This window comes from Bacillus sp. M13(2017), assembly GCF_002218325.1.
GTDB lineage: Bacteria > Bacillota > Bacilli > Bacillales > Bacillaceae_G > Bacillus_A > Bacillus_A thuringiensis_K.
This window is the reverse complement of record NZ_KZ268512.1, coordinates 70,878-86,330: the sequence shown is the minus strand read 5'-3', so window position 1 is coordinate 86,330 and position 15,453 is coordinate 70,878. Positions and strand designations below refer to the sequence as shown.

Sequence of the window (15,453 nt, the reverse complement as noted above, 5' to 3'; positions counted from 1 at the left end):
ACACATTTTAGTATAATTGTGTTAGCACTTTTTTTAGGAGTAATACATGAAGAAAATAATCGGTGTTATCACTATTATTTTGCTTACATATTCTGCTTTACATAGTACACCATCTTTGGCAGTTCGGACTGCGTTATTTTTTGAGGGACATCCAAGTGTTGCATTTTCTGACGGGGTGACGAAAGAAAAAGATGTGAAAAAAGAAGCGATTCCAGATGAGTACCAAACTCTATATGGTAAGGAAGAAAACTCAGAGCACTATTTCTTTCCGCATGTAAGAGCACATGAATCAGGAATTGATATGTTAAGTGCATGCGTGAAGAAAAAATGGTTTTTCTATAAAGCAGAGCTCGGATGTTATTAAGTATAGGAGGATAAATGATGTCAGCATATAACAAGTTAGTAAGAGATCGTGTTCCAGAGAAGATTTTAATGTCTGGAAAAACATATACAGCACAAAAATTAACAGGGCAAGCATACATACAAGCTTTAGCGAAAATTGGAACGGAAGAAATTCGTGAATTTGCTTCTATGAAAGAACGCGAACATGCGCTAGATTCTCTTGCGGATGCGCTAGAAGTTATCATCTCATTAGCACGTGCAGAAGGTGCATCGATTGAAGATGTAGAACGCCTTCGTAAGCAAAAAGAGATAGAGCGCGGTGGATTTGAAAGAGGGATTTATTTATTAGACGTTTCAGAAGAATAGTTTTATAGGAAAAGCATAGCGTTAATGAGTAACGCTATGCTTTCTTGTTGCAATGAAGCTAATAATGAAGAAGATAGCTGTTAATATCCAGCCGATTGTAATAGAAGTAGTAGTATGAACGGCATAAGAGATTTGTAAACAAAATAATGATGCTAAAAACCAAATGAGTGCAATGTGTATATATTTTTTTGATATATTCATATTTCAAGGCTCCTTTTGTATACTAAAAAGAATTTTACTACAATTTAGAAAATTAGGCTATATAAGTAGAGGTTTTCTGGCGAATTTTGTATACTGAATAGTAGAGAAAATGAGGAGGAAACGACAATGGCACACCATACGAAAGAAACGATGGAACTGATTAAGGAGCTTGTCTCTATTCCAAGTCCATCTGGAAATACAGCAAAAATTATTAATTTCATTGAAAACTATGTCAGTGAGTGGAACGTAGAAACGAAACGTAATAATAAGGGAGCTCTTATTTTAACGGTAAAAGGGAAAAATGATGCGCAGCATCGCTTATTAACGGCACACGTTGATACGTTAGGTGCGATGGTGAAAGAAATTAAGCCTGATGGTCGCCTGAGTCTTTCTATGATTGGTGGATTTCGCTGGAACTCTGTAGAAGGGGAATATTGCGAAATTGAAACATCAAGTGGCAAGACATATACAGGAACGATTTTAATGCATCAAACATCTGTACATGTATATAAAGATGCAGGTGAAGCAAAACGCGATGAGAAAAATATTGAAGTTCGTATTGATGAGCGCGTATTTTCAGCTGATGAAGTACGCGAATTAGGAATTGAAGTAGGAGACTTCGTTTCATTTGATCCGCGCGTTCAAATTACAGAGAGTGGATACATAAAATCACGTCATTTAGATGACAAAGTAAGTGTTGCAATTTTATTAAAATTAATTAAAAGATTACAAGATGAAAACGTAACATTACCATATACCACGCATTTCTTAATTTCTAATAATGAAGAGATTGGATACGGTGGTAACTCTAACATTCCAGAAGAAACTGTTGAATACTTAGCAGTTGATATGGGAGCGTTAGGTGATGGACAAGCATCTGATGAATATACAGTATCTATTTGTGCAAAAGACTCTAGCGGCCCGTATCATTATGCACTGCGCAAACATTTAGTAGAGCTTGCGAAAACGAATCATATTGAATATAAAGTAGATATTTATCCGTACTACGGATCTGATGCATCAGCTGCGATTCGCGCGGGATTTGATGTGAAACATGCGTTAATTGGAGCGGGTATTGATTCTTCCCATGCATTTGAACGTACGCATGAAAGTTCTATTGCGCATACAGAAGCATTAGTGTATGCATATGTAATGTCTAATTTAATTGAAGAATAATTTCATAGATAATAGAGAGCTGATTAAAGATATTATTTTTAATCAGCTTTTTATTCCGCTATTTGCCGGGCAGTAAGACCACTACCTCAAAATTCAGCGAAAGCAAAAAAGTTAGATGGGGGCGGGCTGCCCGTAAAAGCCCGATTGGTGAGGGCTGATTAAAGTTTTTTATATACATTCATTATAAGTTATATATATGCGATTTTTGTTATACGGCCGGAAACGTATTTACTATAGATATATAATGTTATACACTATGAAAGGAATTAATTAATAGTTAATATTTTTTAGTTAGCTTGATTAAAAAAATGAATGAATATGAAGTTTTGAGAGGAGATTTATTTTTCATGAAGTACAAAGCAATAGCCGCAGGTTTATTAGCAGCAAATTTACTAGCACATCCAATTAGTAGTTTAGCAGAAACGAAGAAATTTCCTGATGTTTCAGATAGTGCGTGGTCAAAAGACGCAATTTATTATTTAGTAGAGAGAAATGTAATTAACGGTATGCCAGATGGTAACTTTATGCCATACGGAAATTTAACACGCGCTCAGGCAGCAAAGATTATCGCAACAGCAATTGGTGCTAAAGTAGATCCAAATGCAAAGCCGTCTTATAATGATGCAAAAAATAGTTGGGCAGCTTCATTTATTGCAGCCATGGAAAAAGAGAATATTATTAAAGGGCGAGAACCAGGAGTATTTGATCCTGAAGGAAAAGTAACTCGTGCTGAAATGGCAGCTATGCTTGTAAGAGCATATAATCTGAAAAGCAAAGTAACAGGACCAGTTCCTACAAAATTTGCTGATTTAGAGAATCATTGGGGTAAAGAAGAAGTTAATATTTTAGTAGAATTAAAACTTTCGTTAGGTACAGAGGATGGCTGGAAACCGAATGATTCTATTACGCGTGAACAAGCAGCTCAACTTACTGCGCAAACAGATAAATTTAGCAAGAATAGTGATCGTCCAGTAGAAACAAAGAAAATGTACATAGATAGAAAATTCATTACATATCACGCACCATCATTAAGTTCTGGGATTAGTGCAAATCAGCATAATCCACAAATGGTTGAAATTAAAGAAGAACGAGATGGATGGATTAAAATTGCAACAAGTAAAGGTGATAAATGGACACCTTTAGTAGAGAAAACAGAATTTATTAATGAAGGATTCACTACTTATGCAGAAGCTTCTTCTTCTTCAAAAGTAATGGGAACACATAACGCACAGCAAGTAACTGTTATTGAAGAGAACGGCAGCTGGATTCGTATCCGCATGGGCGCTGGTTTCCAATGGGTTAATAAAAATCAATTAAATCCAGTGAAGCAAGGTAACTTCTTAGAGGGCAAAGCGATTATCATTGATCCAGGTCATGGTGGAGTTGATTCAGGTAATCCAGGTTATTATGAGAAAGAAAGTGAAACTGTATTAGATGTATCATTGCGATTACAGAAAATATTTGAGAAAAAGACACCATTTACTGTGTTATTCACTCGTACAGATGATACACGTCCAGGAACAAGTGCTTCTGATTCTTTAAAGAAACGTGTAGAATTTGCTCAAAAAAATAATGGGGACATTTTTGTAAGTATCCATGGTAATGGTACGGAAAGTAAAAATGGACAAGGTACAGAAACGTTTTACTATGAATCAGCGACAGCAAGAGGAACAAATCCTAACGTATCAGAAAGTCGTTTGCTAGCAGAAAAAATTCAAGAACGTCTTGTAGATGCACTGGGAACAAAAGATCGTGGTGTGAAAAAAGGCGATTTATACGTAATTAGAGAAAATACAATGCCAGCTGTATTAGCAGAATTAGCATTTGTAGATAATAAAAGTGATGCAGATAAAATAGCTACACCAGCGCAGAGACAAAGTGCAGCGGAAGCTATTTATCAAGGTATTTTAGATTACTATGAAGAAATGGGTAACAAAGTGTCTTCTTTCCGTTAATAAATAATAAGAGATTGCCATTGGCAGTCTCTTTTATTTATTAACGTTTCTCTTTATTTCCGGCATATGATATCATTTAATTTTATATACAAAAGAAAAGTATTTGAGTAATTGTAATCAGAACAATTTTAAACGATAGAGGATGATAATAGATTGAATAATCATAGTAAAACACCTGCCTGTATATATACGTATGCATTTCGTGAGGAGGAGCGTGCTTTATGTTACTTGGAAATGCGCTCGTTCTTTGGAATGGAGTCCCACGTTAATATTTTAAAAAGTGATGTCAAAATTGACCCGAGTAGAAGTGCGTTTATAAAAGAGCGCGTTGAGGTTATGTATGAAGGGGACGACTTAGAAAGCATTTTAAAACAAGTGGAACAAATTGATTTGGCGGGAGCGACATTTAAAGTTATCTTCGTTAAAATCAATGACCTCGTTGGAGAGAATAAAATTGAATATGGAGAAAGACGTCTCATTGAACGCGACCTCGGCATGCATATTGAAGGAGAAGCGGATGTTCGTAATCCAGAGCGTGTATTCGGGATTGTTCCTCTTGGAGGACGCTGGTACTTCGGGCGCTATGTAGAAAGCGAACCCGTTTGGTATCATCACATAAAAAAACCGCATAGTTATTCGACATCTCTTAGCACACGTGTTGCGAGATCAGTTGCAAATATCGCTGTACCAAATCCAGAGGGAGTACGAGCAATTGACCCGTGCTGCGGTATTGGAACAGTAGTAGTAGAAGCACTTTCTATGGGGATTAACATCGTTGGTAGAGATATAAATCCACTTGTAGTTCTTGGAACGAGAAAAAACATCGCGCATTTCGGATTTGAAGGAACAGTAACAAAAGGTCCAATCGAGGAAATTACTGAGAACTACGACGTTGCCATTATCGATATGCCGTACGACCTATTTACGCACGCCACACCAGAAGATCAACTATCAATTCTCTCAAGTGCACGCCGCATCGCGAAAAAAGTAGTCGTTGTCACGATGGAAACAATGGACGACATGATCCATGAAGCAGGATTTGAAATTACAGATCGCTGTATTACAAGAAAAGGGTCATTTACTAGACAGATTCTTGTTTGTGAATAAGAAAGGAAGGTCACCCGTTTGGGTGACCTTTTTTGTTTGTATTGATGTGTAATTGGTTGGTGGTTTAGGTAGATGAATTAGCGAAATTTGTCGGTAAGTCGATATTGCATGTCGAATCGCCGATAAATTTAAAAAATCGCTGATATATTGTGTTGAATCGCTGATAAATTTAAAAAATCGCTGATATATTCCGAGAATCGCCGATATCGTTACATTAGAATATTACTGTTCTTTTAATTTCTCTTGTTGTGCAAGTAGTAAATTGCGCAAGATGTGTCCGCGGTAACTTTCTAGTTTTCGTCCTTCATGATAGCGCACGCCTAATTTTTTTAATTCAGCTACGTACCAGCCTTTTGTTCCGTAGTACATTGGATCACTTCCTTTTTGCTTTTGAACAGTATATGTTGGGGGTGGAAGTAACTTTCCAGTGAAAATAATAAGACTGGTTGTATCAAGGGGCTCCATAACATAGCCTCTGGACAGTGTATAAAAAAATAGACAGTACTGTATGCTTTTTTACACAATGTATACAAATTTATATCCTATGCGTTGGCATGATATTTGCAATAAAAAGAGTATCAACATATAGGGGAGAGATAGAAATGAAGGTTAGTAAAGTGTACACAACAATTGATGCTCACGTAGCTGGGGAACCGCTTCGAATTATTACAGGCGGCGTGCCGGAAATAAAAGGAGACACGCAGCTAGAAAGACGCGCATACTGCATGGAACATTTGGATCATCTTCGCGAAATTCTTATGTATGAACCGAGAGGACATCACGGCATGTACGGTTGTATCATTACTCCGCCTGCGAGTGCTCACGCTGATTTTGGCGTATTATTTATGCACAACGAAGGATGGAGTACGATGTGTGGTCATGGCATTATTGCTGTTATTACAGTCGGAATTGAAACAGGCATGTTTGAAGTGACAGGTGAGAAACAACAGTTCATTATTGATAGCCCTGCTGGGGAAGTCATTGCGTATGCAACATATAACGGGAGCGAAGTAGAGTCCGTATCATTTGAAAATGTTCCTTCTTTTGTATATAAGAAAGACGTTCCTATTAAAATAGATGACTATGAATTTCAAGTAGATATCGCGTTTGGCGGAGCTTTTTATGCAGTAGTAGATTGTAAAGAATTTGGCTTGAAAGTCGATTTCAAAGACTTATCTGCTATTCAAAAGTGGGGCGGTAAAATTAAGCACTACATTGAGAGCCAGATGGAAGTGAAGCATCCACTTGAAGAAGATTTAAAAGGAATATACGGCGTTATTTTCTCAGATGAACCGAAAGGAGAGAGCGCAACTTTACGAAATGTAACGATTTTCGCTGATGGACAAGTAGATCGTTCTCCTTGCGGCACAGGAACTTCCGCAAGAATCGCAACGCTTTTTGAAAAAGATGCCTTACAAAAGGGAGAAATTTTCGTCCACGAATGTATTACTGACGGGGAATTCGAGGGGGAAGTATTGTCGGTAACCGCAGTAGATACATATGAAGCTGTCGTTCCGAAAGTAACGGGGCATGCATTTATTACAGGATTTCATCAGTTCGTTGTAGACCCAAGAGATGATTTAAATCGAGGGTTTTTGTTAGGATAGAAGGAGGAGGTGGAAAGATATGCTAGTCATAAGCGCGAACGAACAACGAAACTTAGTAAATATGAACGAAGTCATTGAATACGCGGCGCTTGCTTTAAAAGAATTTTCCGCAGAAAGAACGATCACACCAATTCGAGGCTCATTGCCATTTGCGAACGAGAAAAATACGGCATTAATTATGCCCTCAGTAGCGGAAGGGCTTGAGGCACTTGGCTTAAAAGTAGTAACAGTAGTCTCAGAGAACAAAAAGATAGGAAAGAAAACGATAAACGGGATTGTGATGCTATCAGACTTTCAAACGGGAGAACCGCTCGCACTTTTAGAAGGATCCTACTTAACGATGATTCGAACAGGCGCCTTATCAGGAGTAGCGACAAAATATTTAGCTCGTCATAACGCAAAAACTTTATGCATTATCGGCACGGGTGAACAAGCGAAAGGAATTGCCGAAGCAATATTTACGGTTAGAGATATCGAAAAAGTTATCTTATACAATCGCACAGAAGAAAAAGCGTATGCATTTGCGCAATATATACAAGAGAAATTTGGAAAACCAGCTTACGTTTACAGGGATCCAAATGAAGCAATACGTGAAGCAGACATTATCGTCACAACTACGAATGCATCCACACCAGTCTTCTCAGAAACACTACAAAAAGGCATCCACGTAAACGCCGTTGGCTCATTCAGACCGAGCATGCAAGAACTACCCTCACATGCCATAGCTAAAGCAAACAAAGTAGTAGTCGAATCAAAAGAAGCAGCACTAGACGAAACAGGAGACCTTCAAGTTCCGATAAAAGAAGGTCTATTCAAAGCAAACGCCATTCACGCTGAACTTGGTCAAATTATAAGTGGAGAAAAAGCTGGCCGCGAAAATGATGAAGAGATTACTATTTTCAAATCAGTTGGTTTGGCGGTAGTAGATATTATCGTTGCGAAGTATTTGTATGAGAAAGCGATGGAGCAAGGAGTAGGGAATAAGATTGAGTTTTGAGACTGCCTTTTGGTGGTCTTTTTTGTCAGGATGGGTGTGCTAGTATTTATAATTAAATACTTTTAATATTATGTTTAAATATATGAATTCTGCGCGGACATCACATCATTCATTCAATTGGTATATGAAAAAAGCTGCACCTCTAACAATTAGAGGTGCAACTTTTTACCATTCTCGCCATTCTTCTGTTATGTCTTCTTCAGATTCTAGACCAGCTATTCGTGCTGCTGTATCGATAAATTCATAGAGATCTTCTCTTTCCATTGTTTCGATAAAATAGTCATGTTCGTCATTTAATTCATTTATGTTAAGAACAACCTCTTTAACAACATGCATTATTTCAAATTCAGTTGGATTTTTTCCCAATTGCTCTAAATTATTTATGTAAGTATCAAGAACTTTATTTGTTGCACTTATATTTTCTTCAGTGAAAAATTCCCCATCTTCATCATTCTCAATCCATTGGGTTGTTGGTTTGTTTTTTTTCAATTCATCAAATGTCATGGTAACCTCCTAAATGTGTTTTTTGTCTTTAATCCCATTCTACATTTTCGATCATATATAACAATCATTTCAGAGGTTTTTTTGGAAGCTACTAGTTTTTTAACTCATTTTACGAGGTAACCTATTCGTGGTCTTTTTATTTTATCTTCCGCATAAATATATTTTATCGCAAGAACGCATTAATAGATTTTAAACTTTCTATCTTTGCGAAAAAGTTTGACAATACATACGGGCAGTGGTAATTTAAAACCTATAAGAAAACTCGGTATTAATTCCGAGTTTTCTTATAGGTGTAAATAGTCGAGAGGGGTCGAAATATGAAGAAGAAGTTGTTTGTATTACCATTTGTCCTACTATTATTTATTGCATTAGCTGCTTGTTCAGGGGAAAAAGATTCGAAGCAAGCGGGCACTAGTAAATCAGGGACTCCGAAAGATGGAGGAACGTTAACGATTGGCGTTAGCGATAATCCAGATACGATGAATCCGCTTTATGCGAATGATCGTGTGTCATTAACTGTGCAGCAAGCTTTATATGCGCCGCTATATCATATGGAAGACGGTAAGAAAAAGTTTGTTCTTGCTGAGAGCTTTACGCCTTCAGAAGATCAATTAACTTGGACAATGAAGTTAAAAGATAATTTGAAATGGCATGATGGTAAGAAAATTACATCAGACGATATAGCATTTACATTCCAATCTATTTTGGATGAGAAGCAAAATAGCTCAAGTCGTGAAAACTTTATTTTTAAAGGAAAGCCGCTTGAGGTGAAAAAGGTAGATGAGTTAACAACTCAATTCGTTTTACCACAAGTAAGCGCATCTTTCGAAGGTGTGATGAATGATTTCTTCCCAATTCCGAAACATGTATTTGAAGGGGAAGCAGATTTAGCGAAAAGTAAGAAAAACTTACAGCCTGTAGGATCAGGGCCGTTTAAATTTAAAGAGTATAAATCAGATGAGTACGTTGCATTAGATCGATTTGATGATTATGTAGGTGGAAAAGCTAAATTAGACTCTATCGTATACCGTGTTGTAAAAGACCGTAATACAGCCAATGTTTCACTGCAAAATGGTCAAATCAACATGAAGATGATTGAGCCACAAGATTTTAAGAAATTAGATAGCACTGGGAACTTCTCAATGGTGACATTCCCTGAAGGTAGATTATTCTACTTATCTTATAACATGAATACAGATTTGATGAAGAAAAAAGAAGTGCGCCAAGCAATTGCGCATGCGTTAGATAAGAAAGAAATGATTAACTCAGCATTCGTTTCAGGTGAATTTGCAGAACCAGCAAATTCAATCTTAACGCCAGACGCTATGTACTATGCGAAAGATATTAAAGACTATAAGTATGATAAAAAAGAAGCGAAAGATTTATTAGCAAAAGCTGGCGTGAAAGATAAAGAAAAAGTACGTGTGATGTATGTAACGAATAATAAAATCATGGAAAGCTTAGCGCTTTATACACAACAAAAATTAAAAGAAGTTGGCTTAGAAGTTGAACTAAATGCATTAGATGCTAGTGCAGCAAGTGAAAAAGGCTTAGATAAAGAGAATAAAGAATATGACATTACATTTGGTGGTTACATAATGGGACCTGAGCCAGATTCATATAAGAGCTTATTCTTAAGTAATGCTGAATACAATTATGCCCGATATAAAAACGCTGATTTCGATAAGTTATGGGAAGAAGCTGCAGTTGAAACAGATAAAACAAAACGTGCAGAGCTATACCATAAAATTCAAGAGACAGCTAGAGAAGACGTACCTTATCTACCAATTGCGTATCCGAAAGCAGTTATTGCAGTAGATAAAAAGTTTGATGGATTAAAAGAAGCGAAAGCAATTCCTGTCACAATGTTTGAAGATCTATCTAAGATTTATGAAGTGAAATAAGAAACAGTAAAGAAGCTGGTGGAAATCAGCTTCTTTAGCTTGAGGGGGGAAGTTTGTGTATAAAGTAATTGCGAAGAGGCTTTTAAATGCAATTCCGCTTTTATTTGTTATTTCTATTATTTCTTTTCTATTAATAAAGCTAGCGCCGGGGGATCCTGTTCGAAACTTTGTAACGCCAAATATGAGTCCAATTGATGTGGAGCGTATTCGCAAAAGTTTAGGACTAGATCAACCAATTTACGTGCAGTATATTTTATGGTTAAAAAATATTTTAACAGGAAACTTTGGTTACTCACTTCAAAATCATCGTCCTGTTTTAGATCTTATCGCAGAAAGATTACCCGCAACAATTGGGTTAATGGGATCATCTTTACTCGTCTCATTCGTAATCGCAATACCACTTGGACTATTTACAGGTGTGAAAAAGAATTCGTTCTTTGACCGCATTGTAAACTTTATTTCATATGTTGGTATTTCTATGCCGGTTTTCTGGTTTGCACTACTATTAGTCTACTTATTCTCTTTAAAATTGAACCTACTTCCGAGTATGGGTATGCGCACCGTAGGTAAAGATTCTGTTTGGGATATTGTGCAACACGGCATTTTACCTTGTATGGTGCTAGCGTTCCAAAACGTATCTGTTTATATGAGATATATTCGTTCAAGTACGATTCAGCAATTAGAAGAAGAATATGTACAAATTCAATATGCGTACGGTGCTTCAAAGAAAACGGTTTTATTTAATCACGTACTTCGAAATGTATTAATACCAATCATTACAATTTTCGGATTATCGATTCCAAGTTTAGTAGGCGGAGCATTTATTACGGAAACAGTATTTTCATGGCCGGGTCTTGGTTCACTTGGGGTAAATGCTATTTTTAGATTTGATTATCCGATTATCATGGCAATTACATTACTATCATCATTCATGTTAATTCTCGGTAACTTAATTGCTGATATTTTATATGGCGTAGTAGATCCGCGCATTCGAATGAGGGGGTGATTTGGAATGAATAATAGGAGATTTCAAACGATAAAACATAGCTTTACGAAAAATAAGTTTGTTGCAATGGGAGTTATTATACTTGCGATTTTAACGGTCGCATCAATTTTCGCATTCGTATCGCCGTACGATCCTAGCAAAATGTCGATTCCAGATCGCTTACAAGAACCAAGTATGAGTCATCCTTTCGGAACGGATGATTACGGAAGAGATTACTTAACGAGAGCGTTATATGGCGGACGAGTTTCACTTGCGGTCGGTTTTCTTGCGATGGTTGTTTCTATTACAATCGGTACCGCAGTTGGAACAATTAGCGGATATTTTGGCGGAAAGTTAGACAACTTCTTAATGAGGGTTGTTGAAGTACTTATGTCAATTCCATCATTCTTTTTAATGCTACTATTAAATGCGTATTTAAAACCAGGAATTACGACGTTAGTTCTTATTATCGGATTACTAACATGGATGGACACCGCCCGTATTGTAAGGGCAGAAACGTTATCTGTAAAAGAGCGTGAGTACGTTTTATACGCAAAAGTATCAGGACAAAAATCACTTATGATTATTGTAAGACATATCATTCCTAACATTTTATCAACCATTATTATCGCTGCGACATTAACAATTGCGACATCGATTTTAATGGAATCATCACTTAGTTTTTTAGGTTTAGGTATTAGAGAACCAGATTCTTCTTGGGGCAGCATGCTAAACAATGCGCAAGGATATATTGGTGAAGCTTGGTATTTAACACTCTTCCCAGGATTCCTTATCCTTTTAACGGTACTTAGTTTTAACGTAATTGGTGAAGCATTGAAGAAAGCTTTCGCACCAAAAGGAGCCGGACATGAAAACTAAAGTGTTAAGTGAAGGGAGTGAGAAGCGTGTCTGAAAAACTACTAGAAGTGAAAAATTTAAAGACTTCTTTTTTCATAGAAAGTGGCGAAGTTGAAGCGGTTCGCGGCGTTACATTTCGCTTAAATAAAGGAGAAGTAGTCGGTATCGTTGGGGAATCTGGAAGTGGAAAGAGTGTAATGGCGAAGTCCGTTATGTCTCTCGTTACGTCACCAGGAAAAGTGAAAGAAGGGGAAATCCTTTTTCATAATGAAAACATACTTTCTAAATCTGAAAAAGAATTGCGTTCTATTAGAGGAAATCAAATTTCACTTATCTCTCAAGACCCAATGTCAGCGCTAAATCCGGTCGTGAAAATTGGGAAACAAATGATGGAAGTAATTATACGTCATCAAAAAGTGAAAAAGAAAGAAGCAGAGCAAATCGCGGTCAACTTGTTAAAACAAGTCGGTCTTTCTTCACCAGAAGAAAGGGTGAAACAATATCCGCATGAACTAAGCGGTGGTATGAAGCAGCGGGTTATGATCGCAATGGCGATGTCTTGTGACCCAGACCTTCTTATTGCGGACGAACCGACGACTGCACTTGATGTAACGATACAGGCGCAAATACTAGATTTAATGAAAAACTTAAAGAACGAAACGAATATGGCGTTACTTCTTATTACGCATGACTTAGGAATTGTCGCACAAAACTGTACGCGCGTCATCGTTATGTACGGCGGGCTTATTATGGAAGAAGGACCTGTACTTGATATTTTCCAATCGCCGAATCATCCATATACGAAAGGGCTATTAAACTCTCTGCCAAAAATAGCGAACGGCGTAAAAGAAAGACTCGCTCCTATTCAAGGTGTAACGCCAAACTTATTAAACCCACCACAAGGTTGCCCATTCGCAGAGCGTTGCCCGCATGCGATGGACATTTGTGGAAAAGAACGTCCGCCATATTTTGAAATCGCAAATGAAAGACGTTCTATGTGTTGGTTAAATGATAGGGCGGTAGGTGATTTCCATGCATGAAGAAAACTTAATTGAAGTTCGGAACTTAAAAAAGTATTTTCCTATTAAAAAAGGACTATTCGGTAGAAAAACAGAGCAATTAAAAGCAGTCGATGACCTAAGCTTCACAATTAAAAAGGGTGAAACATTTGGATTAGTAGGAGAATCTGGCTGCGGAAAATCAACGACAGGAAGAAGTATCATTCGCTTACACGATGTCACTTCAGGTAACGTTTTATTCGACGGAAAAGATATCGCAAGTTTAAAGGAAAGTGAACTAAAAGAATATCGAAAACGAATGCAAATCATTTTCCAAGATCCATACGCATCATTAAACCCGGCAATGAATGTATACCAAATTATTAGCGAGCCAATGAACATTCACGGATCTTACGAAAAAGAAGAACAAAAAGAAATCATTTTAGTCCTTCTGAAAAAGGTAGGATTAAAAGAAGAACACTTATATCGCTACCCGCACGAATTTAGCGGAGGCCAGCGCCAGCGCATTAGCATCGCGCGCGCACTATCTGTAAAACCAGACTTTATATTATGTGACGAACCAATCTCAGCACTCGATGTCTCAGTCCAAGCACAAGTCGTAAACATGCTGCAAGACATTCAAGAAGAAACAGGAGTCACATATTTATTCATCGCACATGACCTATCCATGGTAAGACACATATCAGACCGAATCGGAGTCATGTACTTAGGAAACATAGTAGAAATTGCCGATAGTGAAGACCTATACACAAAACCGGCACATCCATACACACAAGCACTACTCTCATCCATGCCAGAACCAGATCCAACAAACACTGGTAAAGAACGGATTATCCTAGAGGGAGAAGTACCAAGCCCAATAAACTCACCATCCGGCTGCAAATTCAGAACGCGCTGCAAATTCGCCACTGAAAAATGCGCACAGGAAGTACCGAAGATGGTTGAGATTGCGAAGGGGCATGAGGTGGCTTGTCATTTGTTTTAGGGGGAGAGCACTAGGGGGGACCTGGTGCTTTTTTCTTTTGTGTTGGGGTGTGGGATTGGTTGTAGACTAATGGTCAGCGACTGTCTATATTTGTATCTCCTATCATATAATTCCCTTTATTTTTTAACTATAATGCTGGGAAAGCACATAAAGTAAGGCAAAGTATTAAAAATCATCGTGATGAAGTGTATCGTATTGATGTATGTATTGTAGAAGATCCGATGGAAAGAGAAATTTACGAAACATATATGATTAACGAATTTCAAGCAAAGTATAATGTGGATAAAGTATTTTATAAATAATATCAACGTAAAACATGATCTTGGTACTACATCAAGATCATGTTTTTTTATATGTAATAAAAACAATTGATTATTCTTAATCATTCGACAAGATGCAACAATTTAAGATCGTGTTTTTTGCTATGATAAGTAAGAAATTTACATATCGTGTTATTGGGGGATAAAAAAAGATGTTGAAAAAATTTACTACATGTATTTTAGGTGGCGCTTTAGTATTCAATTTATCTGGTTGCGGCAATACATCCGACAAAACTTCTTCAGAATCTAAAGAAACCAATTCTAAACAAGAAGAAAAGAAAGTGCAAACAACTGATGAGACGAAAACGAAAGAGAATACAAAGCAGAAAAATACAGAACAAACAAAAGAGAAATCAAAAATAAAAGAAAAAGAGTATGCTGTAAACAAGGATTTTCATACACCTAAATTTGATGTAACTGTAAAAAGAGTTGTAGAAAGAGATAAGGTTGGTAAAGAGAGTATAGGATTCCAAAAACCTGAAGATGGACATGTCTTTATTGTTGTAGAAGCAGAAGGGAAAAATATCACAAACGAACCGATGAAATTAGCCGTTTTACCATCAGTGGATTTAGTGGATGAAAATGATAATGCTTACCAAAGTGATGTGTTGGCAGCTAGTAGTTATGCGGTTGAAAAAGGCGAGACCGCTACTATTACTAAGGGATTAAAACCAGGGGAGGTAATGAGAGAAAGTAAAGTTTACGTGATTAATAAAGAAAAATTTGATACAGGAAAGTGGTATGTAGTTGTTAACCATGAGTATAAGGAACAAATTAAATAGTGTTTATTTATGAAGAGGAGATGGCTCCTCTTTTTTTTTTACAAGTTAACACAGAATTTCGTTATAATGTAGAAATTTAATGTTTTCGAAAAAAAGAATTGACTTCTATATTAGTTGTAACTAAAATGGTTACATAAAGATGTAATTAATTTAGTTACAACTAATATCTGCTAAAAATATGATTTATATATTTAATTAAGGATGGTGGTCCATACGTTGCCACCCGGTGTAGAAAGTTACTAACACATTCAAATCAATGCATATTCCAAGCTTTAGTATTTTCTGTTACGGGGCAATAAGGTGCAATGTTATCTTTTGTTAAAAACCTTGGTGGATCTTTCTTTG

At 36.9% G+C, this 15,453-nt stretch carries 16 protein-coding genes and 1 pseudogene; 14 read left to right on the top strand and 3 right to left on the bottom strand.

Annotated elements, in window-relative coordinates; genetic code table 11:
- The first annotated feature begins 46 nt into the window (after positions 1-46).
- Both CGQ22_RS23720 and CGQ22_RS23715 read left to right on the top strand, forming a co-directional pair.
- Positions 47-364 carry a hypothetical protein gene (locus CGQ22_RS23720; RefSeq protein WP_000720149.1) on the top strand — a complete coding sequence of 106 codons (318 nt, stop codon included), beginning with the start codon at positions 47-49 and terminating at the stop codon, positions 362-364.
- A 17-nt stretch (positions 365-381) separates the two neighbouring features.
- Positions 382-708: a nucleoside triphosphate pyrophosphohydrolase gene (locus tag CGQ22_RS23715; protein WP_001277350.1), complete on the top strand. Its 327-nt coding sequence runs from the start codon at positions 382-384 to the stop codon at positions 706-708.
- A 21-nt stretch (positions 709-729) separates the two neighbouring features.
- On the opposite strand, the gene CGQ22_RS23710 is transcribed toward CGQ22_RS23715, so the two are convergent.
- The gene (locus CGQ22_RS23710) at positions 730-909 is read right to left on the bottom strand and encodes a hypothetical protein (protein ID WP_001027086.1); all 180 of its coding nucleotides are present in this window, start codon (positions 907-909) and stop codon (positions 730-732) included.
- A 126-nt stretch (positions 910-1,035) separates the two neighbouring features.
- On the opposite strand from CGQ22_RS23710, the gene CGQ22_RS23705 reads away from it, so the two are divergent.
- The 3 genes from CGQ22_RS23705 (at position 1,036) to CGQ22_RS23695 (ending at position 5,147) form a co-directional block, all read left to right on the top strand.
- Positions 1,036-2,085, top strand: coding sequence for a M42 family metallopeptidase (locus CGQ22_RS23705; RefSeq protein WP_000930085.1), 1,050 nt, complete (start codon positions 1,036-1,038; stop codon positions 2,083-2,085).
- Between the two features lie 347 nt (positions 2,086-2,432).
- The gene (locus CGQ22_RS23700) at positions 2,433-4,040 is read left to right on the top strand and encodes an N-acetylmuramoyl-L-alanine amidase (protein ID WP_000875331.1); all 1,608 of its coding nucleotides are present in this window, start codon (positions 2,433-2,435) and stop codon (positions 4,038-4,040) included.
- A gap of 153 nt (positions 4,041-4,193) precedes the next feature.
- Positions 4,194-5,147, top strand: a complete 954-nt coding sequence (locus CGQ22_RS23695; RefSeq protein WP_089149444.1) for a TRM11 family SAM-dependent methyltransferase — start codon at positions 4,194-4,196, stop codon at positions 5,145-5,147.
- A 222-nt stretch (positions 5,148-5,369) separates the two neighbouring features.
- Here the strand turns inward: CGQ22_RS23695 and CGQ22_RS23690 are convergent, their stop codons facing one another.
- Positions 5,370-5,612 carry a YflJ family protein gene (locus tag CGQ22_RS23690; protein WP_000433499.1) on the bottom strand — a complete coding sequence of 81 codons (243 nt, stop codon included), beginning with the start codon at positions 5,610-5,612 and terminating at the stop codon, positions 5,370-5,372.
- Between the two features lie 89 nt (positions 5,613-5,701).
- On the opposite strand from CGQ22_RS23690, the gene CGQ22_RS23685 reads away from it, so the two are divergent.
- Positions 5,702-6,754: a proline racemase family protein gene (locus tag CGQ22_RS23685; RefSeq protein WP_131252005.1), complete on the top strand. Its 1,053-nt coding sequence runs from the start codon at positions 5,702-5,704 to the stop codon at positions 6,752-6,754.
- A 19-nt stretch (positions 6,755-6,773) separates the two neighbouring features.
- Positions 6,774-7,751, top strand: a complete 978-nt coding sequence (locus tag CGQ22_RS23680; protein ID WP_089149442.1) for an ornithine cyclodeaminase family protein — start codon at positions 6,774-6,776, stop codon at positions 7,749-7,751.
- Positions 7,752-7,916: 165 nt separating this feature from the next.
- On the opposite strand, the gene CGQ22_RS23675 is transcribed toward CGQ22_RS23680, so the two are convergent.
- The gene (locus tag CGQ22_RS23675) at positions 7,917-8,255 is read right to left on the bottom strand and encodes a hypothetical protein (protein WP_000141767.1); all 339 of its coding nucleotides are present in this window, start codon (positions 8,253-8,255) and stop codon (positions 7,917-7,919) included.
- Positions 8,256-8,572: 317 nt separating this feature from the next.
- Here CGQ22_RS23675 and CGQ22_RS23670 point away from each other — a divergent pair, with 317 nt between their 5' ends.
- The 7 genes and pseudogenes from CGQ22_RS23670 (at position 8,573) to CGQ22_RS23640 (ending at position 15,108) form a co-directional block, all read left to right on the top strand.
- Complete coding sequence (locus CGQ22_RS23670; RefSeq protein WP_089149441.1) at positions 8,573-10,159, top strand: ABC transporter substrate-binding protein; 1,587 nt, start codon at positions 8,573-8,575, stop codon at positions 10,157-10,159.
- Between the two features lie 55 nt (positions 10,160-10,214).
- Entirely contained in the window at positions 10,215-11,165 is a 951-nt protein-coding gene (locus CGQ22_RS23665; protein ID WP_000278787.1) for an ABC transporter permease, read from the top strand.
- A gap of 6 nt (positions 11,166-11,171) precedes the next feature.
- Positions 11,172-12,023 (top strand): ABC transporter permease, encoded by an 852-nt coding sequence (locus CGQ22_RS23660; RefSeq protein ID WP_001065278.1) that lies wholly within the window; start codon positions 11,172-11,174, stop codon positions 12,021-12,023.
- A 26-nt stretch (positions 12,024-12,049) separates the two neighbouring features.
- Positions 12,050-13,042 (top strand): ABC transporter ATP-binding protein, encoded by a 993-nt coding sequence (locus CGQ22_RS23655; protein WP_089149440.1) that lies wholly within the window; start codon positions 12,050-12,052, stop codon positions 13,040-13,042.
- Entirely contained in the window at positions 13,035-14,006 is a 972-nt protein-coding gene (locus CGQ22_RS23650) for an ABC transporter ATP-binding protein (protein ID WP_139032713.1), read from the top strand. Before CGQ22_RS23655 ends, CGQ22_RS23650 begins: the two co-directional genes overlap by 8 nt.
- Positions 14,007-14,122: 116 nt before the next feature.
- Positions 14,123-14,308, top strand: a pseudogene (locus CGQ22_RS32290) (GIY-YIG nuclease family protein); the annotation flags it as partial.
- Positions 14,309-14,478: 170 nt separating this feature from the next.
- A complete protein-coding gene (locus CGQ22_RS23640) occupies positions 14,479-15,108 on the top strand; it encodes a hypothetical protein (protein WP_089149438.1) in 630 nt (209 codons plus the stop codon).
- Positions 15,109-15,453: the final 345 nt, after the last annotated feature.